The following is a 25,042-nucleotide window of genomic DNA, read 5'->3' as shown; positions in this document are numbered from 1 at the left end:
CGTGACAATCATTCGAGCGGCTGCCCGCCCTTGATCACGGCAGCGACGTGTTCGAGCAGGCTGATGTCGGCGAGCACATCGCCCTTGACGGCAACCAGGTCCGCGTACTTGCCGGCTTCGATGCTGCCGCTGTTTTCCTCGTGTCGCATCAGCCGCGCCGCATCGATGGTGGCCGAGCGCAGTGCCTGCAGCGGGCTCATGCCAAAGCGCACCATGTAGGCGAACTGGCGCGCGTTGAGGCCGTGCGGATAGACCCCGGCGTCGGTGCCGTAGGCGATGTTCACGCCGGCCTTGACGGCCTTGCGAAAGCCCTCGCGCTGGGCCTCGGTGGTTTCGAGGTTCTTGCGCAGGATCTCGGCGCTCCAGCCGTCGCGGCGCCCGACTTCCTCGATGTAATCGCCGTTGTACACATCGGCGACCAGCCAGGTGCCGTTGCGCTTCATCAGTGCGATACCTTCGTCATCGATCAGCGAACCGTGCTCGATCGAACGCACCCCGGCGCGCACTGCGAGCTTGATGCCCTCGGCACCGTGCGCGTGGGCCGTCACGTAGGTACCGTACCTGGCCGCTTCCTCGACGGCCGCGCGGATTTCCGCTTCGCTGTACTCGGGCGCACCCGGCGTGGTTCCGGCAGTCAGTACCGCGCCGGTGGCGATGATCTTGATGAAATCGGCGCCGCCGTGCAGCAGTTCGCGCACCCGCTGGCGCACTTCATCCGCGGAGTTCGCAACACCGCGCCGCATGTCCGCGGGAATCACCACATCGGGCGCGGCGCCAACGAGTTCGCCGCCACCGCTGCTCACCGTCACGTAGGCACCGGCCACCGACATCCGCGGCCCCGGCACGATGCCCTCGTCGATTGCATCGCGCAGCGTCACATCGACCCACGCGCGATAGGTCCCGACATCGCGCACGCTGGTGAAGCCGGCACGCAGCGTGGCGCGCGCATGGCGCACACCGAGCATCACGTCCTGAGCCCCGCTGCTGGCGAGCAGGCTCATGCTGTCGGCACCCTGGATATCGCCGACCAGGTGCGAGTGCATATCCATCAGCCCCGGCACCACGGTGTAGTCTGACCAGTCGATCACCGTGATGCCGGGCGCGGCCGTGCTCCAGGCATCGATTCGTTCGATCCGTTCGCCATCGATCCAGATGGCACGGTCGGCGAGCGTCTTGCCGCTGATCACGTCGATCATCCGACCCGCATGCACCACCTTGCGCCCGTCTTGGGCAAAGCCCGGGGAGGCGAGAAAACACAGCAGTGCGGCAACAATCAGCGAGCGTGACATGACAACAATCCCGGATGGTGAAACGCGCGCCATCTTCGGCGCCTGCGCTATGATCGCGACTCGAACCGGATCGGGCAAGGGCGAAGCAGCATGCAACCATCATGGATCGCGACGGTGTGGGCGGGCGTGTTCGCGGCAGCGGTGCACGCGAGTGACGCGGACCTGATCATCACCCATGCGCGCGTCCTGACCCAGGACACGGACAATCCCCGTGCCGAGGCCGTGGCAATCGCCGATGGGCGCCTGCTGGCGGTGGGTTCGCTCGCGCAGGTGCTGGAATTCAAGGGCGATCGCACGCTGGTCGAGGACGTGGACGGTGCGACGCTGCTGCCCGGCATCATCGATACCCATAGCCACCCGGTGATCGGTGCGGCGCAACTCGATGACTGCAGTCTCGGCGACGAGCCGCTGAACATTGCCGCGATCGCGCCGCTGGTGCATGCCTGCATGGCTGCGGACGGCCCCGCCGGTGCCGAGGAGTGGGTCGTGGCGATCAATCTCAATCCCGCCGCTTTCGAGGCCGATCGGGTGGCGCTCGATGGCATCGTCGCGGAGCGGCCGCTGGCGCTGCTCGGCACCGATGAACACACCGCGTGGGTGAATACTCGTGGCCTCGAACTCACCGGCATCGATCGCAACACGCCGGATCCCCGGGGGGGGCGCATCACCCGCGATGCACATGGCGAGCCCACCGGTCACCTGATCGACAACGCGCAGCAGCCGCTCACCGCTCTGCTGCCCGAGGATTCGCTGGCGAGCAAGGTCGAGGCCACCGCGCGGGTTTTCGCCTCGATGCAGGCGGTGGGAATCACCGCGGTGATGGACGCGGCGGTGCATCCCGCGGAACTCGAGGTCTATGCGGAGCTGGCACGCAGCAAGCGCCTGGTGCCACGCGTATTCGCGGCGCTGGCGGCGGACGTGGCGCGCGGCAGCGCGAGCATCGCGGAGATGAGTGCCTGGCGCGAGAAGTACCGCGGTCTGCCGCACCTCACGCTCGATACGGTGAAGATTTTTGCCGACGGGGTAATCGAGTACCCGACCCAGAGCGCGGCATTGCTCGAGCCCTATCTCGATGCCGACGGCAAGCCCGGCGCAAACCGCGGCGAAGTCTACGTCGCACCACGCGCATTCGCGGGTTTTGTCAGCGCGGCGGCGGCGCAGGACTTCAATGTGCATGTGCATGCGATCGGGGATCGCGCGGTGCGCGAGACGCTCGATGCGTTTGCCGCCGCTCGTGCCACCGCGGCGGGAAGAGGGGTGCGTTTCAGCATCAGCCATCTGCAGTTGATCGAACCCTCGGACTGGCCGCGCTTCGCCGCGCTCGATGTGTTCGCGTCGTTCCAGCTGCTGTGGGCGCAACCGAATCCCTACAGCATCGAGGCGGTGGCGCCGTATATAGGTGCCGCGCGGATGCGCTATATGTACCCGGCCCGTGGTGTGCACGATGCCGGTGGCGTGGTGGTGGGCGGCAGTGACTGGAACGTGAGTTCCTTCAACCCGTTCGAGGCGATCGACATCGGCCACACGCGGCGTAACCCGGAGGAACCGCAACGTCCGCCGCTGGTGCCGGAACAGGCCCTGCCGGTGGAGGTGTTGCTGCGCGCGTACACGATCGATGCGGCACGCATGTTCGGAATCGAGGATGAAACCGGATCGCTGCGCGTCGGCAAGGCCGCGGACCTGGTGCTGGTCGATCGCGATCCGCTGGCCGCCGGTACGGTCGTGCGCGATACGCAGGTGCTCGGCACCATGATCGATGGCGTGTGGGTTTACCGAAAAAAGAAGTAGGCGGGAGCGAACAGGCGATGGATATCGGTGTGCCACTGCGGGACCTGGGTCCCGTGAACATGCAGGCGCTGGCGGATGCGATCCTGGGGCTCGATCGCGCGGCCTGGCTGGCCAACCAGCAGCGCCAGCAGGACTACGATGTGCACCGGCGCACCGAGTCGGTGGTGATGGTGTTCACCGATGGTTCCGGCTGGCCCGCGATCAGCGTGACCCGCGAGGCGGGCTGGGATCTGCTGGCGGAACCGGCGGTGCCGTTGATGCAGGACATCATCGAACGCTGCTATAGCACGGGTGGCACCATCATCCGCGCCATGGCGGCCAAGCTGTTGCCGGGCGAGGTGATCGCGCCACACCGCGACAGTCATCCCTCGTTTGCCTGCGGGCATCGCATCCACGTACCGATCACGACCAACCCGCGGGTGCGCTTCATGATCGATGGCCGTCCTTACCAGTTCGAAGTCGGGCGCGCCTACGAGATCAACAATCTGCTCAACCACAGCGTGATGAACAAGGGTACGGAGGATCGCATCACATTCATTTTTGACTACGTGCCGGCGGAGCGTATCGAGCGCGGCTGAGTGCTCCTGTTACGCGCTTCCCGCCGCATCCCGGGCGTGGTATTGCAGATACACCAGGCAGGTGCCCCAGCCGAGCGCGAGCAACATCAGCAGCGCGCCGGTCGTGAAGCTTGCACGCGCCAGCGCAAGACTGCTGTCGAGCGCGCCGAGCATCGTCAGCAGGTTGCCCCAGTCGTGGCTTTCCTCGCCGCCACCACCGACCAGCGGCAGCAGCCGGTACGGTGCGTCAGCGATATACGGTGCCAGGTCGACGAAACTCTGCCCCGTCCACCACAGGGTCACCGCCGCGGCAAAATTGTCGCGCTGGCGGATCACGAAAAAGGCCGTCAGCCCCAGCGGCAACAGCAGCTGGAACAGGCTGCCGCCGAGAATCGCCATGAAATGGCCAAAGGGTGCGAACAACAGGTGACCGAACTCGTGGAACGGCAGGTTGACGTTGTGCATGAACGAGCCGCCGATGATTTCCCAATCGATTCCGTGCAGCACGAACCACGGCGTCCACAGGCTCAGCGCGAGAAGCAGCCCGAGGCGCGCGATCAGGCTCGGCGGATCGCGACGTTCGGGCAGTTCGCCCAGTTGACAGCACAGTCTTTCCGCCAGGCTCGCCGACGGTTGCGTCGCGGCGCGCCCACGCGGGTGGCGCTGGCGGGGCCGGCGCCATTTCGCATAGGCGATGCCGCAGGCAGGACACACACCTTCGTGCACGCTCGGGTCCGCTGCGCTGCGCACATGGCCGCATTTCGGGCATCGGGGCATCGCCAATCGCGCTCCGCGCGCACGCGCCGGATCAGGGGCTCGCGGCCAGTTCGCGCAGCAGCACGTTCCAGAATGCGAGCGAGGGTGCAATCGCATCCGCCGGTACGCGCTCGTTCAGCCCGTGCGCATAATCGTCCTCGGGATGCATGAACAGGCTGGTCACGCAGTAGCTGTCGATGCCGGCCGCGCGGAAGTACATGCTGTCGCTGGCGCCGGCCGCCATGCTTGGCAGGATCTGCAATCCCGGGTAGCGGATATCCACTGCCTTGCGCAGGGCGGTGGTGACCTCGTCGCGCAACGGCGAGGCCGGTGCTTCCGGGTAGCGATCGAGCAGTTCGACCTCTATCGCGGGGTCCGCGATCAGCTGCACCAGCGTGTCGCGCACGCTGTCTATCGGGGTGCCGGGGAGGATGCGGCAATTGACGGTGGCGACGGCGCGTTGCGGCAGCGCGTTTTCCGCGTGCCCCGCATTCAGCATCGTGGCCACGCAGGTGGTGCGCAGGATGCCCACGTATTCAGGGTCTGCGCTGAGCAGGGCGCCGGCCTGCGCATCGTGCGGATCTTTCGCCAGTTGCTCCATCGCCGCGCGCTGCGCGCCTTGTGCCTGGCTCGCCAGCCCACCGAGGTAGGCGCGGGTGACCTCGTTCAATTGCAGCGGAAACTCGTGCTGCTGCAGGCGAACCAGGGCGTGCGCGAGTTGGTAGATCGCATTGTCGGGCTGCGGGCGGCTCGAATGTCCGCCGGGATTGTGCGCGCGCAACTCGAAACTGGCGTAGGTTTTTTCCGCGGCCTGGAGCTTGAATGCCAGCGGCTTGCCGTCGCTGCCCAGAGGATTGGCATCTCCGTCGGTATTGATCACCAGCCAGGCGCCGCGCAGCTGCGGGGTAATCCCGCGCGTGCTGATCATGGTGGTTTCCTCGTCACCGCTCAGTGCCAGCACGATATCGCGCGCCGGCACATAGCCCTCGCGCTTGAAGCGCGCCAGGGTGGCCACCACCATGCTGAGCTCGAACTTGTTGTCCATCACGCCGCGCCCGTAGAGGAACCCGTTCTCCTCGGTCAGCACAAAGGGATCGCGCTCCCAGTCCGAGGGATTTGCCTCGACCACATCCATGTGCGCCGAGAGCACCAGCGGGGCGCCGTTGCCGGCTCCGCGGTAGCGGGCGATCAGCGCCGCGGTTTCACCGTAGGGCTGGATTTCGATATCGCCGGGCGCGAAACCGCTGGCGCGCAATTGGTCCGCAAGCCAGGCCGCGAGCACCGGGACCTGTGCCGCGCCGGCCACGGTTCGCGTATTGACCGCATGTTCGAGAATGGCGCGGGCCTGTATTTCCGGGGCCACGGCGGCTGGGGCGGCATGGGCCGACGCAACCAGTACCAGCAGCGGAAGCATGTGTCGAATGCGCATGAACAATCCTTTTGACCGTATGGTGTGAAGCGCTTCCCTGGCGGGCGAGCGAAAAAAAATGTCGCGGCCGTTACCGGTCGCGACACATTGTGGAAGTGGCACCCGCCCGAAGACGGGAGCCGATGGCACTCAGAACTGCTGTGCAAACCGCAGGCCCACGGTGCGTGGCTGGATCACGCCCGAATAGACCTGCGCGCCACAGATTCCCTCGGCGCACTGTGCGTACTTGTTGGTCTCGGCGTTTTCGTCGGTCAGGTTCTTCACATACAGTTCCACGCTGTAGGTGTCATCACACCAGCTCGCTCCGGTCGACAGGTCGACCAGGGTGTAGGCGTCCATCTTGCCGAGAATGCCGCGTTCGACGGTGCGCAGGTCGGACTCGCGGCTGCCTTCGTAGACCACCGTCGCCTGGGTGTAGGCATCGTAGCCCGCTACGTTGAAGGTATAGCGCCCGGTGATGTTCCCCTTGCTCTCGGCGGTGACCGGGAGCTCCTGGTATTCCGGTGCTTCGGCAACCGCGCAGTTGGTCACCGGCGAGCCGCTGGAGTTGGTGAATCCGCAATAATTCTCGGACAGGTAGGCGTCATACAGCGCAAACCCGCCCGAGAGCGTGAACGCCTCGGTTGCAGCCCAGTTCAGCTCGACCTCGAGCCCGTTGATCTTCGCCTGCGCGGCATTGCGGATTTCCGTCAGGCCGTTGGGGCCGAGGATCGAGAACTGGAAGTCTTCCCATTCCTCCTGGAATACGGCACCGTTGAAGCTCAGCGTGTTGTCGAACCAGGTGGTTTTCCAGCCCAGTTCATAGTTTGTGAGGGTGTCCGAACTGTACGGTGGAAGGGTGCCGCGGCGGTTGAGGCCGCCCGCACGATAACCCTCCGACCAGGTCGCGTACACCATATGGTCATCGGTTATGTGGTAGGTCAGGTTCACCTTGCTGATATTGTCGTCCTCGTCGGTCTTCTTGTTGAATACCGTGCAGGGCGCACCGTTGAAATCGGCTTCATCGACGCAGTTGCGCTCACCGCCACCACCGCTGTACGGGAACTCCAGACCATAGCCGAAGAAGCCCTTCAGGTCATTGTTGGTCCTGAAAAAGCGGGTACCGCCGGTGATGCTGAATTGCTCGGTGATGTCGTAGGTGATCTCGCCGAAGATCGCCTCGTCCTGGTCATCGCGTTCCTGCTTGGTTAGCCACACCGTGTCGGGCCAGCCGGTGACTTCCCGCGAAACCGGGATATCGTTCACCATGTAGCGCTGCTCGATATCATGGAACTGGTCCTGCCAGAACAGGCCGGCCACGAATCGCAGGCGCTTGTCGGAGGGCGAGGAAACGCGCAGTTCATGGCTCTGCTTCTCGAAATTGTCCTCGCTCTGGATGTACTGGCTGGGATTGCCGCAGTAGCCGCTGTTCGCGGTATCGAACAGCAGGTAGCAATGGTAGTCGTTGGCATAGTCGGGACTGTTGACGAAATACTCGTTGTACCAGAACGAGTAATCGCTGTAGTCGAGTTCTCCCTCGACATCGCGCTTCAGGTAGGCACCGGCATAGACCAGGTCGAAATTGCCGATCCGTCCTTCGATCGTGAGGCCCGCCTGGTACCACTGGTCATCCGACCCGTCCTTGGAGAAGTGCATGACCTGGCGGTCGCCCAGCGTGTTGTCCTGGGCGAATACGCCGTTCACCGACTGGCTCTGACCCATCAGCGTGGGTGTGATTGTCCAGCTGTCGTTCAGATCGATACGCAAGGATGCGCGCCCGCCATACGTGTCGACATCGTTGTAGTCGTTGTCGGCATATTTCGAGTTCTCGCTGACGACGCCCAGTGCGCGATAACCGCGCCGGCCGCCGACATTGTCGATGTAGCCGGCATCGTGCTTGGCCCAGCCGACCAGGCGGATCGCCGCGTTGTCGGATATCGGCAGATTGACATAGCCTTCACCGAGATAACCCTGGTCGCCATCCTCGACGGTATTGCCTTCCAGCCCGTATCCCGCCGAGAACTCGCCGAGTTCCGGCTTGTTGGTGATGATGCGGATGGTGCCGGCCTGCGAGCTGGCGCCGTACAGCGTGCCCTGCGGGCCGGCCAGTGCCTCGACCCGCGCGATATCGTAGATATGGATATCGAGCGCGCCGGTAATCGTCGTGATCGGCTGCTCGTCGAGATAGGTGCCCACGCTCGGTGAGGAACCCGAATGGTTGCCGTCGCCGCCGCTGGCCACGCCGCGCATGTACACCAGCGACAGGCCGGGGCCAAAGCTCTGTACCGAGACGCTCGGCATCATCTTCGAGAAGTCCTCGAAATCGTGCACGTTCAGCTCGGTGAGCTTCTGGTTGCCCAGGGCCTGAATGCTGATCGGTACGTCCTGCATGCTCTCCGAGCGCTTCTGTGCGGTAACGATCACCTCCTCGAGCTGGCCTCGTGGCACAGCTTGCTGGGCAAGCGACAGCGGGCTGAGCGCAACGATCGCAGCGGCCAGCGGCAGCCTTGCGAATACGGAAGAATTGTTTTTCTTGATGCGTTTCATCGGCATTTCCCCTTGAAAATTGTTGATTGGTAGCTCTGCTCTTGTTGTATTCAGACGAACGAAAAAGATTCTAACTCAATTGCGCGGTGTGGCGGGATAGGCCGCCAGCACCGGTCCCAACGCGATTTTCAGCGCTTCGAGCCAGGCTTCATAGTGGTGCCACTGCTCAACCCCCCCCGGTGTAGATGGGTTGGCGCACCTGTTCCGAACTGGCGGTGCGTACCGGGCGTTCGTTCTCGAAGAAACGCAGGCAACCCGCTTCGAAGGGCAAGCCGCAGTAGTCGAGCAGGCGGCGTACTTCGACTTCGGTATCGCCGACCATGCGTTCGTAGAACACGCGGTGCACACGACGTGGCAAGACCGCGTCGAAATGCGCCATCAGCCGCACGTAGTCAGCGTAGTAACGTCCGATATCGGGAAGGCTGTAGCTGAAATGCTGACCACGGGCAAAATGCTGTTTGAAACCCGAGAAACAACAGGCCATCGGGTGGCGCCGGGCGTCGATGATGCGTGCGTTCGGCAGGATCAGGTGGATCAGCCCGAGGTGCATGAAGTTGTTCGGCATCTTGTCGATGAAAAACGGCGCCGCCGTCTTGCGCTGGATGCGGGTTCGTTCCAGGTAGCTCTCGCCCAGGGCGCGCAGTTGCGCGGCATCCATTGCGGCGAGCGCCGCGTGGTAGCTGTCGCCGCCCTCGGCGCGCTCGCGCAGCATGTCCCCGAGGGCGCGAATCTCCGGCAGCTCCATGGTTCCCTCCACCGCACTGTGGCTGGAGAGGATCTGCTCGATCAGCGTCGAGCCCGAGCGCGGCAGGCCGACCACGAAGATCGGATCGCGGGCTGCGCAGCCGAAGCCGGCGCGGGTCGCGAAGAAATCCGCGGTGAAGGTTTCGAGCGTGCGCTGCACGCGCGCGCTGGTCGCATCGGCCGAATAATGAATCCCCGCGCGCCGCACCCGGTTGCCCTCGGCGTAGTGGGCGAAGGAATCCGCATACTCGGCGCCATCCTCGAGCGCCTTGCCGATCGCGAACTCGAAATGCAAACGGTCTTCATCGGCCAGGTCCTCGCGTGCCAGCGCGGCGCGCATCGCGGCCAGGTCGGCGGCATCGAAGCGCAGCGTCTTCAGGTTGGCGAGGCTCCACCAGGCTTCGCCGAGACCGGGCTCGAGCGCGATGCATTTGCGGTAGGCGACGACGCTCTGTTCGGTATCGCCGGCGGTTTTCAGCGCGTGTCCGTAGCTCATCCAGACCTTGGCGCTGCCGGGGTACTCGGCCAGCAACTCGCCAAACAACTCGATGGCCTGTGTGTATTCGCCGATATGGCCGAGCACGATCGCCTTCAGGTTGCGGTAGCCCGGGTTGCGTGGCTCGATCGCGAGCAGGGTGGCGATTTCGGCCAGCGCGGCCTCGGGCTTGTTCGAGCGATACAGCACCAGCGCGTAATTCTGGCGCGCGGCATCAAAACCGGGCGCGAGTTCCAGGCAACGCTCGAGCAGGTGCTCGGCGTCTTCCTGGCGCCCGAGTCGCGCCGCGACCTCGGCAAACATGCGCAAGGCCGCGACATCGGTCGGTGATTCGCGCAGGTGCGCGCGCAGCCTTGCCTCGGCCTCGGGGATCTGGTTCTCGACCAGTGCCGAGGCGGCTGCCAGCAGGCGCGGATCGCGGGTGGATGCCTTGATGTGGCGGGTGTAGGCCGCATCGGCTCCCTCGTGGTCACCGATGGCGTTGCGATGGTCGGCCAGCGCCAGCCAGGCATCCGGAAGATCGGGCTTGAGGGCCACGGCGCGTTCGAGCGCCGCCTGTGCGCGCTCGCCGTTGCCGGCACGCCCGAGCGCAACGCCGAGCGCGAGTTGCGCCAGCGCCCAGCGGGGCTGCTCGGCAACGAGTGCCTCGAGTGTGGCCAGCGCAGCTTCGATCTGCGCGCAGCGCAATTGCGCATTGCCGAGCACCAACACCGCCCGCGGATGCCGGCCCACCGCGCGGATGATCTCGGTGGCCTGTTCCGCGGCCAGTTGCGGATCCGATTGCAGCAGCCGGTTGGCATGCTCGATGGCGGTATCGAAACTGCCCGTCGGTTCGGGCGCGCCACTCATGATCTGCTGTCCTGCATGGTTCCCCCCGGTGCCTGATCGCGGCCGATCTCACGTGATGCGCGCTTCATTGTCAAGCGCTCCTCGGCAGGTTGGCGCGCGGCTGTGACGCACTGCCGGGGCCGGCGGGGAAGCGTGGACCGGCAAGGCGTTCGATCTCGAGCGCGGTGTCGCGCAGCGCCGGCAGCACCTCGCCGAGCGCGCGCGGGCGCGCCTCGTCGCGATAGGGCATGCCCACGTTCAGGGCCGCGACCACGGTGCCCGCGGGGTTGCGCAGCGGCACCGCGATCGAGCACAGCCCGCGCTCGAGTTCCTGCTCGACATAGGCATGGCCGTCGAGGCGCACGCGGCGGATCAGGCGGCGCAGTTGCCGCGGATCGGTACAGGTGTGTTCGCTGACCTTGCGCAGCTCGAGCGTGGCGAGCCAGGCATCGAGCGTCGGATCATCGAGCCCCGCGAGCAGGACCCGGCCCATCGAAGTGCAGAAGGCCGGCAGCCGGGCACCGATGCCGAGCGCGACGGTCATGACCTTGCGCACCGGCACGCGCTGCATGTACACCACGGCGTCGCCGTCGAGCACACCGAGCGAGCAGGATTCGTTCACCCGTCGCGACAGGGCTTCCATCGGTGGCCTGGCGATTTCGGGATAAGCCTGCGATCCCAGGAAGCCGTAACCGAGTTCGAGCACGCGGGGGGTGAGTGCGAAGCTGCGCCCGTCCTGACGCACATAGCCCAAGTGTGCCAGCGTGAGCAACTGGCGCCGCACCACGGCGCGTGACAGGCCGGTGAGCGTGGACACCTCGCTGAGCGTCATCGCCGGACACTGGCTGCCAAAGGCGCGGATCACTGCCAGGCCGCGCTCCAGTGACTGCACGTAGTCCGCGCTGCTCTGGAAATCGGCGGAGCGTTTTTTCCGGCTTGCTTGATCCATGGTGAAGATTTGAATGAAATCCCGATTGACAGGTATCTTAGAGGAAATTTATAGTTGTTCGCAATACGAATTATGGTGCGATTACCGCACAGAATAATGCCGTGAACAAGCAGCAAGAACTCACCGAACGCGACACCGTGATGCACAGCTGGTGCCGCCAGAGCGACTGGAACGCGCCGACCATCGTCGGCGGGGAAGGCGCGTGGCTGCACGCCGCGGACGGCCAGCGCATCCTCGACATGAGCAGCCTCGCCGAGTGCAGCAATCTCGGGCACCAGCACCCGCGGGTGGTGGCGGCGATAAGGGCGCAGGCCGACAAGCTCTGTTTCGTGACCGCCGCCTGGGGCGCCGAGCCGCGTGCGCGGCTGGCGGAAATGTTGCTGGAGCGATCCGGATTCGAAGGCGGGCGGGTATTCTTCTCGCTCGGTGGCGCCGATGCCAACGAGCACGCCATCAAGTTTGCGCGTCAGGCGAGTGGTCACGCGAACGGCTGGGTGATTACCCGCGATCGCTCCTATCATGGCGCGAGTTATGCCGCGATGGCGCTTTCGGGCGACAGCCGCACGCGCGCCCAGGCCGATCCGCAGGCCATGCACGTGAGCCATGCCCTGCCTCCCTACAGCTATCGCTGCCCTTTTGGCACGACCGACGCGGATGACTGCGCGCGCCATGCCGTGGCGCACGTGGCGCAACTGATCGACACGCACGCCACCGACGGGGTCAGCGCGGTACTGATGGAGCCCAATGCCGGTACCAACGGGATCGTGGCGCCGCCGGCTTACTGGCCCGGGTTGCGCGCGCTGACCCGCGAGCGCGGGGTGTTCCTGGTGGCCGACGAAGTGATGAGCGGTTTCGGCCGCTGCGGCGAGTGGTTTGCGTGGCAGCGCTACGGCGAGGAGGGGCGACCCGACCTGATGACGCTGGCCAAGGGGCTGACCGGCGCGCACCTGCCGCTCGGCGCGGTGGTGGTCTCGGCGCAACTCGCGCGGATTCTGGATTCGCAGATGCTCTATACCGGGCTCACCTACTGCGGCCATCCGTTGTCGTGTGCGGCTGGTGTTGCGGCGCTCGAGAGTTACGCGGATGACAAGCTGATCGAACGTTCGCGGGTGCTCGGTCGCAGCATGTACGGTGCGCTGCGCGAACTCGCGGCACGCCACCCGGCGATCGGGGATGTGCGCGGTGGTGATGGCCTGTTCGCGGTGGTGGAACTGGTCAGCGACCGCGCGACCCGGACACCGCTGGCGCCGTGGCCACTGCCGCATCCTGCGCTGAACGCATTGCTTGCGCAGGCCCTGGCCGAGGGCGTGTCGTTTGCCACCCGCGGCAACCTGCTGATCCTCGCACCGCCGCTGGTGATTGCCGAACACGAGCTGAACGACGCGATCGCCTTGCTCGATCGCCTGCTGGTCGGGCTCGATCGGGCCGTTGCCGGCGGTATTTCCTGAACCACGTTGAACACGGGGGCTATCATGAGCTTCAAACTGACCTACTCGACGATGTACAACCCGCCCGCCGAAATGCACCGGCGTTTCGACGAGGCACTCGCCACGGTGCGCGCGGATCTCGGACGCCGCCACGGACTCTACATCGATGGCGGCGATGTGATGGGCGAATCCTTCATCAGCAAATACAGTCCCGCCGACACCGATCTGCTGTTGGGACATTTTTCCGAGGCCAGCGCCGACGATGCGGTGCGCGCGGTAGCGGCTGCACGCGCCGCGTACCCGGCCTGGCGTGCGCTGCCGATGCGCGAGCGCCTCGCATTGCTGCGCCGCGCGGCGGCGCTGATCGAGGAGCGGGTTTACCTGTTGTCGGCGGCGGTCGCGCTGGAGGTCGGCAAGAACCGCATGGAAGCGCTTGGCGAGGTCCAGGAGACCGCGGATTTCTTTGTCTGCTACTGCAACGACTTCGAGGCCCACAACGGCTTCGACAAGGTGCTGCCCGATGATCCGCTGGAGGATTGGCGTTCGCACAACCGCTCGGTCATGCGTCCGCATGGGGTGTGGGCGGTCATCACTCCATTCAACTATCCCTTTGCGCTGGCCGGAGGCCCGGTGGCCGCCGCGCTGGTGACCGGCAACACCGTGGTGCTCAAAGGCGCCACCGATACGCCGTGGGCCGGGCGCCTGCTGGCCGAGTGCCTGCACGACGCCGGCATCCCGGCGGGCGTGTTCAATTATGTGTGTGGCGGCGCGGTGGTCGGCAGCGCGCTGGTCGAGCATCCCCATATCGGTGGCGTGACCTTCACGGGTTCGTATGCCGTCGGCATGGAGATCATGCGCAAGCTCGCCTCGCGGCACTATCCGCGCCCCTGCATCGCCGAGATGGGTGGCAAGAATGCCTGCATCGTGACCGCCGCGGCCGATCTCGAGCGTGCCGCGAGCGGCATCGCGCGTTCGGCGTTTGGCATGGGCGGACAGAAGTGTTCCGCGCTGTCGCGTCTCTACGTGCACGAATCGGTGGCCGACGAACTGATCGGGCGCTTGCGCGCCGAGATCGATGCGATCCGCATCGGTGATCCCTGCGTGCGCGAAAACTGGCTCGGCCCGGTGGTCAACGAGCGTGCCTATCGCCGTTTCGTCGATTGCGCGACGCGGCTCGCGGCGGACGGTGGCCGCGTGTACGCCGGCGGCGAGCAACTGCGCAGCGCTGCGCTCGCACGTGGCTATTATGTGCAGCCGACGCTTGCCGAACTGCCGCGGGAACATGCGTTGTGGCGCGAGGAAATGTTTCTGCCGATCCTCACCGTGGCGCGGACCCGCGACAATGCCGATGCGATGACGCTGGCCAATGCCAGCGATTTCGGCCTGACCGCGGGTTTCTACGGGAGTGCCGCGGAAGTAGACTGGTTCCACGAGAATATCGAGGCCGGAGTCACCTATGCCAACCGGCCCCAGGGGGCGACGACCGGCGCCTGGCCCGGTTACCAGCCCTTCGGTGGCTGGAAGGGTTCGGGCTCCACGGGCAAGGCCATCGCCTCGTTTTATTATCTGCCGCAGTACCTGCGCGAGCAGTCGCGCACCGTGGTGGAGTGAGGTGCCATGGAAATGCTGTCGCTGCGCGAGATGATCGCACGCCATGTCGCGCCGGGCCAGACCCTGGCGCTCGAAGGCTTCACCCACCTGATACCGTTTGCCGCCGGGCAGGAGATCATCCGCCAGCGCATCGGCGATCTGCATCTCGTGCGCATGACGCCGGATATCATCTATGACCAGATGATCGGCTGCGGGCTGGTGCGCGAGCTCACCTTCAGCTGGGGCGGCAACCCCGGTGTCGGCTCCCTGCACCGCTTGCGCGATGCGATCGAGAATGGCTGGCCGCAGCCGCTGGCATGGAATGAACACAGCCATGCCGGCATGGCCGCCGCCTATTGCGCCGGTGCCGCGCGCCTGCCTTTTGGCACCCTGCGCGGGTACCTCGGTACCGATCTGCCGCAGCACAACGCCCAGATCCGCAGTGTCACTTGCCCCTATACCGGGGAGCAGCTGGCCACCGTGCGCGCGCTCAACCCGGATGTGACGATCCTGCATGCGCAGCAGGTCGACCGCGCCGGCAATGTCCTGATCCGCGGCATACTCGGCGCCGCGCGCGAGGCGGCGATGGCGGCCACCCGGGTACTGGTCACGGTCGAGGAACAGGTCGAGAAACTCGCCGCGCCGATGAATGCCACGGTGCTGCCGCACTGGATCATCACCGCGGTGGCGCCGGTGCGCGGTGGTGCCTGGCCATCGTATGCGCAGGGTTACTACCCGCGCGACAATGCTTTCTACCAGGACTGGGATGCGATTGCGCGCGAGCGCGACGGCTTCTCGGCCTGGATGCAGCAGCACGTGTTCGGCACCGCCGATCATCGCCAATTCCTGCTGCGACTGCGCGCGGGGAGGGGTGAGTGATGGAATACACCAGCGACGAGATGATGACGGTCGCCGCGGCACGCCTGCTGCGCGATGGCAACAGCTGCTTTGTCGGGATCGGGTTACCCTCGGCGGCTGCCAACCTGGCGCGTCTCACGCATGCTCCGCACACGGTTCTGATCTATGAGTCGGGCACCATCGGCACCCGCCCCGAGGTGTTGCCGCTGTCCATCGGCGATGGCGAGCTGGCCGATACCGCCGACTGCATCGTGCCCTTGCCGGAGATCTTCGCTTACTGGCTGCAGGGCGGGCGCATCGATGTCGGTTTCCTGGGCGCCGCGCAGATCGACCGCTTCGGCAACCTCAACAGCACCGTGATCGGTGACTACCGCCACCCGAAGACCCGGCTGCCCGGCGCCGGTGGCGCACCCGAGATCGCGGCGCATGCGAAGCAGACCTTCGTGGTGCTGCGCCAGTCGCGCCGCAGTTTTGTCGAGCGTATCGATTTTCGCTCGAGCGGCGGCTTTCTCGGTGGCGGTGACGAGCGCGATCGCTCGGGTGCACCGGGGGCGGGTCCGCAACAGGTGATCACCGATTTCGGGGTGTTGCGTCCCCATCCCGAAACCCGCGAGCTGCTGCTGGCGGCGATATACCCCGGTATCGATCCCGCCGCCGCGCAGGCCGCCTGTGGCTGGCCGCTCGGGCGATTCGCCACGCTGGAATCCATCGAGCCGCCATCGCGTGCCCATCTCGAGGCGCTGCGCGCGTTGCACGAACGTTCCGATCGCGCGCACGCTGTTCATCACCCCCTGCCCATCTGAGGAATATTTCATGCACAACCCGCATATCTGTACCGAGCTTCCGGGACCCAATGCCAGGGCGCTGATCGCACGCGATGCACGCGTGGTTTCGCCCTCGTATCCGCGCGACTACCCGTTCGTGATGGCGCATGGGCGTGGCGCGGAAATCTGGGATGTGGACGGCAACCGCTTTCTCGATTTCGCGGCCGGCATCGCGGTCTGCTCCACCGGTCACGCGCATCCGCAGGTGGTCGCCGCGATCCGCGAGGCCGCGGAGAAATTCCTGCATATTTCCAGCGATTTCTGGCACGAGTACCAGGTGCGCCTGGCCGAGCGCATCAACGAGATCAACCCCTTCGGCGAAGACACCATGAGCTTCATGTGCCAGAGCGGCACCGAGGCAGTCGAAGGCGCGCTGAAACTTGCGCGCTACGTCACCGGCCGCCAGCGCTTCATCGGTTTTCTCGGCGGCTTCCATGGCCGGACCATGGGCTCGCTGTCGTTCACCGCGAGCAAGTACACGCAGCAGAAAGGCTTCTTCCCGAGCATGCCCGGGGTGACGCATGTGCCGTACCCGAACAGCTACCGGCCGCTCTTCAGTGGTGAGGACCAGGGCAGGGCGGTGCTCGAGTACATCGAGAACGTGCTTTTTCGCAGCAACCTGCCGGCCAACGAGGTGGCCGGTATCCTGATCGAGCCGTTCCAGGGCGAGGGTGGCTACCTGTTGCCGCCGCCGGGCTTTCTCTCCGGCCTGCGTGCGTTGTGCGACCGCCACGGCATCCTGCTGATTTTCGATGAAGTGCAGAGCGGCATCGGGCGTACCGGGAAAATGTTCGCGTGCCAGCACGAGCAGGTGCGACCGGACATCATGACCCTCGCCAAGGGGCTTGGCTCGGGCATGCCGATCGGTCTGGTGATTTCGAAAAAACGTTACATGGAAAAGTGGACGCGTGGCGCGCACGGCAATACCTACGGCGGCAACCCGGTTTGCTGCGCCGCGGCGCTCGCGACCATCGACCTGGTGCAGGGCGAGTACATGCACAATGCGGATGCGGTGGGGTCCTACCTGCTCGAACGCCTGCACGAGATGCAGACGCGCTTCGATTGCATCGGCGAGGTGCGCGGCAAGGGACTGTTCATTGGTATGGAGCTGGTGGAGTCGCAGGCCTGCAGGACGCCCGCGGTCGATTTGTGTCAGCGGGTGCTGGAGCGCGGTTTCCACAACGGCATCGTGCTGCTCAACTGCGGCAGCAGCACGCTGCGGCTGATGCCGCCACTGATGATCGACCGGGCAACGGCCGACGAGGCGCTGGCGCTGATCGAGGGAAGCCTGGCAGAGGCGCTGAACGGATGACTGCACAATCGGCCGGGGAGGAGCTCAGGATGGCAGCACCATGGATTCTTCCCCGGCTGCTCATGCTGGCGGCGATATCACTGCTTGCATTGGCGCTTCCCGCGCAGGCCGCGCGCGAGGCGGTGCTCCGGCAGGTGCAGTTGCCACACAGCTATTACTGGCGCGAACTCTATCTGCCGCAACTGACCACGGGTCCCTCGGCGGCGGATTTCACCCCCGACGGCAAGGCCGTTGTCTACAGCATGGGCGGATCGCTGTGGCGCCAGGCCATCGGCGAGGATCGTGCCACCGAACTCACCAGCGGCCCGGGCTACGACTTTCAACCCGATGTCTCTCCCGACGGCACCCGCGTGGTATTTGCACGCCAGCACCGCGACGCCATCGAACTGGTGGAACTCGAACTGGCAAGCGCCACGGAACGGGTCCTGACGCGCGATGCGGCGGTCGCCGTGGAGCCGCGCTATTCACCGGACGGCAAGCGCATCGCCTATGTCTCCAGCCGCGAGGCAGGTCGGTTCACGATCTGGATCGCGGATCACACGGGCGAGGGTTTGCTCGCGCCGCACCGCCTGCTGAAGGAAAATCGCACCACGCTGGCACGCTACTACTACTCGGAATACGATCACGCGATCAATCCCGGCTGGAGTCCGGATGGCAAGCGGCTGTATTTCGTCAGCAACCGCGATGCGGCCTGGGGCAGCGGCGATATCTGGTCGGTGGCGCTGGACGCGCCTGATAACTGGCAGCACGTGTTGCGCGAGGAAACCACCTGGTCGACGCGCCCGGAAATCTCGCCTGATGGTCATCGCCTGCTCTACAGCAGCTACCAGGGGCGGCAATGGCATCAACTCTGGCTGACCACGCCGACCGGGGACTATCCGTTCCCGCTCACCTTCGGCGAGTTCGACCGGCGCAATGCGCGCTGGTCGGCCGATGGTGAGCAGGTGTTGTACATCAGCAACGAGGGTGGCAATACCAGCCTGTGGGTGCAGGACACGGTTGGTGGCGAGCGTCGCGAGATCGTGGCCCGCAGCCGCGCCTGGCTGCGGCCGACGGCGCAGTTGCGGATCGAGTTGCGCGATGCGGCGGATCAGCCGCTGGCTGCGCGGCTCAGCGTGCTGGGGAGCGATGGCCGCCACTACGCACCCGACGACGCCTGGATGCGCGCCGACGACGGATTCGATCGCGCGGTGCAGGAACACGAGACGCATTATTTCCATTGTGCCGACGCCTGCACCCTGCAGGTGCCACAGGGCGCGATATCGGTCAGCGCCAGCGCCGGTTTCGAACGCCGTCCGCTCACGCGCAAGCTCAGGCTCGCGGCCGCGGGTGAACGGCTGCAACTCGCATTCGAGGACAACGCGCTGCCGCCGCAGTTCGGTCCCTGGACCAGTCTCGATCAGCATGTGCACATGAATTATGGCGGGCACTATCGCAACACCACCGCAACGCTGGCCGACGCGGCGCGCGCGGAAGACCTCGACGTGCTCTACAACCTGATCGTGAACAAGGAACAGCGCCTCAACGATATCGCCGAGTTTCGTCCCGGCGCGAGCGAGATCGGCGGTGTCACGCTGGTACAGGCGCAGGAATTCCACTCGAGCTACTGGGGCCATCTCGGCGTGCTGCATCTTGGCGATCATGTGCTGACCCCGGATTTCTCCGCCTACCGGCATACCGCGCTTGCCTCGCCGTGGCCGCACAACGGAGTGGTAGCGGCGCTTGCGCACCGTCAGGGCGCGGTGGTCGGTTATGTGCATCCGTTCGATTGGCCAATCGATCCGGCCAAGGAAAAAGCACTCACCAACACGCTGCCGGCGGATGTGGCGCTCGGCAACATGGACTATATGGAAGTCGTATCATTTGCCGATCATCTGGCAACCGCGGATGTGTGGCACCGTCTGCTGAACCTGGGTTATCGGCTACCGGCGGGGGCGGGCACCGACGCGATGGCGAACTATGCTTCCATGCGCGGGCCGGTGGGGCTCAACCGTCTGTTCCTGAACCAGTCCGGACGCAGTCCTGCTGCGCTTGCCGAAGGCATCCGCAGCGGACATGGCTTTGTCAGCAACGGTCCATTGCTCGGCTTCACGCTCGAGGGCAAGCGCCCCGGCGAAGTGCTGGCGCGGGCGAACGGTGGTGCTGCCGTATTCCGCGCCTCGCTGCGGACCGGCATTCCGGTGGATCACCTCGAAGTCCTGGTCAATGGCGAGGCGGTCGCGCAGCTCAAGCCCGGCCGCAACGGCGGCGGAGACTTCGAGGGGAGCATCGATCTGCAGCACAGTGGCTGGGTGTTGTTGCGGGCCTGGGGGCCGTCCACACCATTGCTGATGGATATCTATCCCTACGCGAGCACCAACCCGGTGTGGATCGAGATGGGGGATGCGCCTGTGCGTTCACCGCGGGATGCGGGCTATTTCGTAGCCTGGCTCGAGCGCACGATCGCCGATGTGGCAGCGCGCGATGATTTCAATACGGCGCGTGAAAAGGAGGCCACGCTCGCGTATCTGCGCAGTGCACGTCTTCGTTTCGAGGAGGCGATGTGAGATCTGCTTCGACTGCGAGATCGACCGCGATCGGGGAATGTTTCAGGCGCCGCGCGCTTGTCGGATTGATGTCCGGCGCGCGGGCACGGCGCGTCGTTTCCGCCATTCGTTTTCTGATTGCCGGTGCGCTGGCGCTGGCCGCTGCCGGCGCGATGGCGCGCCCGATCGCGCTGGACGATATCAATCGCCTCGAGGACGTCTCCGGGCCGCGGCTCAGCCCGGATGGATCGGCGGTGGCTTACTCGCTCGGCACTCGCAATCTCGACAGCGATGCCTCGGTCAGCGATATCTGGGTGGTCAGCTGGGCGGACGGCAAGCGGCGCAAGCTCACCGATACCGCATTCAACAGCGAATGGCAGCCGCAGTGGCGACCCGACGGCAAGGCGCTGGCATTCCTGTCCGATGATACCGGGGACGACACGACCCAGATCAAGCTGGTGGCCGCCAGCGGGGGCAAGCTGCGCACTCTCGGCAGGATGCCGGGCGGGGTAGAGGATTTCGTGTGGGCACCGGATGGCAAACGCATCGCCTTGATCGCGACCGATCCGGCACCGGTGGCCACCAAGGACAGCCGGGGCGAGGATCGTCCCGCGCCACCGATCGAGATCGATCGCTTCCAGTTCAAGGAGGATGGCCGCGATTACCTCGCCGGGCAACGCCTGCGGCTCTACATCCTGGATGTCGTGAGCGGCAAGACCACGGTGCTGAGCGGCGCCGACGAGGACGTGTGGCTGCCGTCCTGGTCGCCGGACGGGAAATCGATTGCCTTCGTCGCCAAGCGTAACGCTGATCCCGACCGCACCATCGATTTTGATGTGTACGTGACCTCGCCGCAGGCCGGTGCCACCGCGCGGCGGATTTCCACGCTGAAGGGCGCCGACAACGATCCCTACTGGGAGGCGCGCCCGGACTGGTCACCCGATTCCCGCAAGCTGGTGTGGCTGCAATCGGGTGCTGACAAGTGGGTGAACTACGAGCCCTGGCAGATGGTGGTGGCGGATCTCGACAGCGGCAAGCTGAGCACGCCAGGGCGCATCGACCGCAGCTACTATCATCCGCGCTGGAGCCCGGACGGCAACAGTCTTTACGCGCTGATCGAACAGCCCGAGAACACCTGGCTGGCACGGATCGATCCGCTGAGCGACGAGGTCGAGTATCTCACCAGCGGCAAGCGCTTCGCCCTTCAATACGATATCGCCGCCAATGGACGCATCGCGCTGTTGCAGGGCGACGAACAGACGCCCCATGCGATTTATGCGCTGCCGGGCGAGCCGAGAGTACTGAGCGCGCACAATGAATGGCTGCGCGATGTGCAGCTGCGTGAGTCGCGTGACCTGGTGGTGCACGGCGCCGACGGTACCGAGATCCACGCCCTGCTGAGCACCCCGGCGGGCTACGACGGCAAGAGTCCGCTGCCGACCATCGTGCGCCTGCATGGCGGACCGGTATACCAGTTCAGCCACGAGTTCATGTATGACTGGCAGCTTTACGCGGCCCATGGTTATGCGGTGCTCGGCGTCAATCCGCGCGGCTCTTCGGGACGCGGTTTCGATTTCGCGCGGGCCATCTTCGCGGACTGGGGCAATCACGATGTGCAGGACGTGCTGGCGGTGGTCGATCATGCGATCGAGATCGGTGTTGCCGACCCGCAGCGCCTTGCCGTGGGCGGGCGCAGTTATGGCGGGATCCTCACCAATTACGTGATTGCGAGCGACCGGCGTTTCGCCGCCGCGGTAAGCGAGGCGGGTTCATCGAACATGTTCGGCATGTACGGTGTCGATCAGTATTCCGCTGCCTACGAGATCGAACTCGGCACGCCATGGCACGATACCGATGCCTACATGCGGGTCAGTTATCCGTTCTTTCACGTGGACCGGATTGTCACGCCCACCCTGTTCATGTGCCTGCAGAGCGATTTCAACGTGCCTTGCGCGGGTTCCGAGCAGATGTACCAGGCGCTGCGCTCGACCGGCATCGCGACGCGCCTGATCATCTACCCGGGACAGAACCACCAGCCCACGGTGCCGAGCTACCTGTATCATCGCCAGAAGCGGCATCTTGACTGGTACGATAGGTATCTCGGAAAACCCTGACGGGACGACCGCATGGAAATGGAAAGCAACGAGAACATACCGTTGTGGCTGGCACTGGTACCGGTCGCGGCACTGGTGCTGCTGCTGGGCGCATCGGTGTCGCTGTTCGGGGATGGTTCCTCGGGCGGGCCAAACCAGATCGCCTTGCTGCTGGCGGCGGGCGTGGCGCAACTGATCGGCATGCGGCTCGGCTGGAATGCGTTGCAGGAGGCGATGGCCGCGGGCATCGGGCTGGCGATCAATGCCTGCCTGATCCTGCTGATGGTGGGCTTGCTGATCGGTGTGTGGATGTTGTGTGGCACCGCGCCGTCATTGATCTATTTCGGACTCGGAATGCTCGAGCCCCATTTTTCTACCCGGCCGCGTGCCTGATCTGCGCGCTGGTGTCGCTGACCATCGGCAGTTCCTGGACCACTGCCGGCACCGTGGGGCTGGCGCTGGTCGGCATCTCCCAGGTGATGGGGCTGTCATCCGAGGTGACGGCCGGCGCGGTGATATCCGGGGCCTATTTCGGTGACAAGATGTCGCCGCTCTCCGACACCACCAATCTCTCGCCCGGAATCGTCGGCGCCGAACTGTTCGATCACATCCGTCATATGGTGTGGACCACCTTTCCCAGCCTGCTGCTGGCCCTGCTGATGTATTCGGTGTTGGCGGGCATGTCCGATGCCACGGCATTGCCCGATAGCGCCGTCGAGGCCACGCGCGCACAACTGGCGAACCAGTTCAGGCTTGGCGTGGTGCCGCTGTTGCCGCTGGCGTTGTTGCTCGGCATGGCGGTGCGTGGCGTGCCGGCCTACCCGGCGCTGGCGGCGGGCTCCTTTGCCGGGGTGCTGGTCGCGGTGTTCTACCAGAGCGATGCGACACTGGCCTTCGCCGACCCCGAGGGAAAACTGCCGGTTGCGGAGGCGCTGGTGCGTGGTGTGTGGGTGGCCATGGCGAGCGGTTACGAATTGCACAGCGGCAACGAGATGATCGACCAACTGCTCTCGCGCGGCGGCATGGGCAGCATGCTGAAGACGGTATGGCTGATCATGGCGGCGATGGTGTTCGGTGCGTCGATGGAGCGTACCGGGCTGCTGGCGCGTATCGTGCGGTCGTTGCTGACGGGCGTGCGTGGCACCGGTTCGCTGATCGCCACGACCGTCGCTACCTGTATCGGCGCCAACATCATCGCCGCTGATCAGTACATGGCCATCGTCCTGCCGGGGCGTATGTACCGCCTCGAGTTCGAACGTCGCGGCCTGCACCCGGTCAACCTGTCGCGCACGCTCGAGGATGCCGGCACCATGACCTCGGCACTGGTGCCGTGGAATACCTGTGGCGCGTTCATGGCGGCTACCTTGGGTGTGGCAACGTTCAGCTATCTGCCTTATGCCTTCCTGAACCTGCTGAATCCGATATTCGCGATCGCCTACGGATTTTTCGATATCAAGATCCGCCGCCTCGAACCGTCAGCGGCGCCGTCGGTTGCGAGCGTGGCCGAGGTAGTCTGAACATGGATGTGATCAGGGATCTCGATCTCGAGGGCGTTCAATCGGGTACTTGTCTCGGTCCGGGTCGCTGGCTGCACGATGCGCAGGCGGCGCTGATCGAATCGCTGAACCCGGCCAACGGCGAGCTTCTCGGCCGCGTTCGCGCGACCACCACCGCGCAATACGAGCAAGTGATGGACAGCGCCCGCGCGGCGTTCCTGGACTGGCGTCGTGTGCCGGCGCCGCGACGCGGCGAGATCGTGCGCCAGATTGCCGGGGAATTGCGCCGTCACAAGAGTCTGCTGGGTTCGCTGGTCACGCTCGAGATGGGCAAGATCAAGGCCGAAGGCGATGGCGAGGTGCAGGAAATGATCGACATGGCGGATTTCGCCGTCGGTCAGAGCCGCATGCTGTACGGCCTGTCGATGCACTCCGAGCGCCCCGAGCACAGCATGCGCGAGCAATGGCACCCGCTTGGCGTGGTGGGTGTCATGAGCGCCTTCAATTTTCCGGTCGCGGTATGGAGCTGGAACGCGTTCCTGGCGGCGATCTGCGGTAATGTCACGGTATGGAAACCTTCGCCCAGGACACCGCTCTGCGCGATCGCGGTACAGAAGATCTGCAACACGGTGCTGGCACGCAACGACGCGCCGCCGGTATTCCAGTTGTTCATCGACGGCGCGGACAACCGTCTCGCCGAGCGCTTTGTCGCCGATACCCGGGTGGAGAAGCTCTCGTTCACCGGCTCGTCGCGGATCGGGCGCGTGGTCGGAGCGAAAGTGGCGGAGCGCTTCGGCAAGTGTCTGCTGGAGCTCTCCGGCAACAACGCGGTGATCGTCGACGAGAGTGCCGATCTCGGGCTGGCCTTGCCGTCGATCGTGTTCGGTGCGGTCGGCACCGCCGGACAACGCTGCACCAGCACCCGGCGTCTGATCGTGCACCGTTCGCGCGAGCGCGAGCTGGTGGCGGCGCTCGCCAATGCCTATGCCCAGGTGCGTACCGGTGATCCGCTGCAGCCCCGGACCCTGATGGGTCCGCTGATCGATGCGCAGGCGGTGGCGAATTTCGAAGCAGCCATCGGCCAGGCACTCGCCGAAGGCGCGGAGCTGATCTTCGGCGGCAAGCGCATCGAGGGTGAGGGTCATTTTGTCGAGCCGACCATGCTGCGCGCGCGCAACACGATGACCGCGGTCCAGCACGAGACGTTTGCGCCGATCCTGTACGTGATTGGCTACGACACGCTGGAGGAGGCGATCGCGATCAACAACGATTCGCGTTTCGGCTTGTCGTCGGCGTTGTTTACCCGCGATCTGCGGCACGCGGAGCTGTTTCTGTCGGCGCTGGGCTCCGATTGCGGAATCGCCAACATCAACATCGGCACCAGCGGTGCCGAGATCGGCGGTGCGTTTGGCGGCGAGAAGGAAACCGGCGGCGGCCGTGAAGCCGGCTCCGATGCCTGGAAAGCCTATATGCGGCGCCAGACCAACACGGTGTTCTACGGCGCGCGCCCGGTGCTGGCCCAGGGCATCGTGTTCGATCTGTGACGAGCCTGGCT

At 65.2% G+C, this 25,042-nt stretch carries 15 protein-coding genes and 2 pseudogenes; 11 read left to right on the top strand and 6 right to left on the bottom strand.

The window, feature by feature from the left end; all coding sequences use genetic code 11:
- Positions 1-8: 8 nt before the first annotated feature.
- Positions 9-1,289: an amidohydrolase family protein gene (locus IPF49_06320; GenBank protein MBK6287244.1), complete on the bottom strand. Its 1,281-nt coding sequence runs from the start codon at positions 1,287-1,289 to the stop codon at positions 9-11.
- Positions 1,290-1,379: 90 nt separating this feature from the next.
- Here IPF49_06320 and IPF49_06315 point away from each other — a divergent pair, with 90 nt between their 5' ends.
- Together IPF49_06315 and IPF49_06310 are read left to right on the top strand one after the other, a co-directional pair.
- Entirely contained in the window at positions 1,380-3,077 is a 1,698-nt protein-coding gene (locus IPF49_06315) for an amidohydrolase (protein ID MBK6287243.1), read from the top strand.
- A gap of 17 nt (positions 3,078-3,094) precedes the next feature.
- Positions 3,095-3,655: an aspartyl/asparaginyl beta-hydroxylase domain-containing protein gene (locus IPF49_06310; protein MBK6287242.1), complete on the top strand. Its 561-nt coding sequence runs from the start codon at positions 3,095-3,097 to the stop codon at positions 3,653-3,655.
- Between the two features lie 9 nt (positions 3,656-3,664).
- Here IPF49_06310 and IPF49_06305 read toward each other — a convergent pair whose 3' ends face one another.
- The 5 genes and pseudogenes from IPF49_06305 to IPF49_06285 all read right to left on the bottom strand — a co-directional run bounded on the left by IPF49_06305 (position 3,665) and on the right by IPF49_06285 (position 11,362).
- Positions 3,665-4,384, bottom strand: a complete 720-nt coding sequence (locus tag IPF49_06305) for a hypothetical protein (protein ID MBK6287241.1) — start codon at positions 4,382-4,384, stop codon at positions 3,665-3,667.
- Positions 4,385-4,442: 58 nt separating this feature from the next.
- Positions 4,443-5,819: a M20/M25/M40 family metallo-hydrolase gene (locus tag IPF49_06300; GenBank protein ID MBK6287240.1), complete on the bottom strand. Its 1,377-nt coding sequence runs from the start codon at positions 5,817-5,819 to the stop codon at positions 4,443-4,445.
- 129 nt (positions 5,820-5,948) lie between these two features.
- Positions 5,949-8,351 carry a TonB-dependent receptor gene (locus tag IPF49_06295; GenBank protein MBK6287239.1) on the bottom strand — a complete coding sequence of 801 codons (2,403 nt, stop codon included), beginning with the start codon at positions 8,349-8,351 and terminating at the stop codon, positions 5,949-5,951.
- A 69-nt stretch (positions 8,352-8,420) separates the two neighbouring features.
- Positions 8,421-10,434 (bottom strand): annotated as a pseudogene (locus tag IPF49_06290) (sulfotransferase).
- Positions 10,435-10,504: 70 nt separating this feature from the next.
- Positions 10,505-11,362, bottom strand: a complete 858-nt coding sequence (locus IPF49_06285; GenBank protein MBK6287238.1) for a helix-turn-helix domain-containing protein — start codon at positions 11,360-11,362, stop codon at positions 10,505-10,507.
- A 140-nt stretch (positions 11,363-11,502) separates the two neighbouring features.
- Here IPF49_06285 and IPF49_06280 point away from each other — a divergent pair, with 140 nt between their 5' ends.
- From IPF49_06280 to IPF49_06240, 9 genes and pseudogenes are all read left to right on the top strand, one after another.
- Positions 11,503-12,810, top strand: coding sequence for an aminotransferase class III-fold pyridoxal phosphate-dependent enzyme (locus IPF49_06280; protein MBK6287237.1), 1,308 nt, complete (start codon positions 11,503-11,505; stop codon positions 12,808-12,810).
- Between the two features lie 24 nt (positions 12,811-12,834).
- The gene (locus tag IPF49_06275) at positions 12,835-14,400 is read left to right on the top strand and encodes an aldehyde dehydrogenase family protein (GenBank protein ID MBK6287236.1); all 1,566 of its coding nucleotides are present in this window, start codon (positions 12,835-12,837) and stop codon (positions 14,398-14,400) included.
- Positions 14,401-14,406: 6 nt separating this feature from the next.
- Entirely contained in the window at positions 14,407-15,258 is an 852-nt protein-coding gene (locus IPF49_06270) for a CoA transferase subunit A (protein ID MBK6287235.1), read from the top strand.
- Entirely contained in the window at positions 15,255-16,040 is a 786-nt protein-coding gene (locus IPF49_06265; protein MBK6287234.1) for a CoA-transferase subunit beta, read from the top strand. Before IPF49_06270 ends, IPF49_06265 begins: the two co-directional genes overlap by 4 nt.
- A gap of 10 nt (positions 16,041-16,050) precedes the next feature.
- Positions 16,051-17,373, top strand: a complete 1,323-nt coding sequence (locus tag IPF49_06260) for an acetyl ornithine aminotransferase family protein (protein MBK6287233.1) — start codon at positions 16,051-16,053, stop codon at positions 17,371-17,373.
- Between the two features lie 29 nt (positions 17,374-17,402).
- Positions 17,403-19,919, top strand: coding sequence for a CehA/McbA family metallohydrolase (locus IPF49_06255; GenBank protein ID MBK6287232.1), 2,517 nt, complete (start codon positions 17,403-17,405; stop codon positions 19,917-19,919).
- A 152-nt stretch (positions 19,920-20,071) separates the two neighbouring features.
- Positions 20,072-22,012, top strand: coding sequence for a S9 family peptidase (locus IPF49_06250; protein ID MBK6287231.1), 1,941 nt, complete (start codon positions 20,072-20,074; stop codon positions 22,010-22,012).
- Between the two features lie 18 nt (positions 22,013-22,030).
- Positions 22,031-23,508 (top strand): annotated as a pseudogene (gene nhaC / locus IPF49_06245) (Na+/H+ antiporter NhaC).
- A gap of 2 nt (positions 23,509-23,510) precedes the next feature.
- Entirely contained in the window at positions 23,511-25,031 is a 1,521-nt protein-coding gene (locus IPF49_06240) for an aldehyde dehydrogenase family protein (GenBank protein MBK6287230.1), read from the top strand.
- Positions 25,032-25,042: the final 11 nt, after the last annotated feature.

The organism is Gammaproteobacteria bacterium, from assembly GCA_016705365.1.
Lineage (GTDB): Bacteria > Pseudomonadota > Gammaproteobacteria > Pseudomonadales > UBA5518 > UBA5518.
The sequence above is the reverse complement of the archived record's forward strand: the minus strand, read 5'-3'. Positions and strand labels throughout refer to the sequence as shown.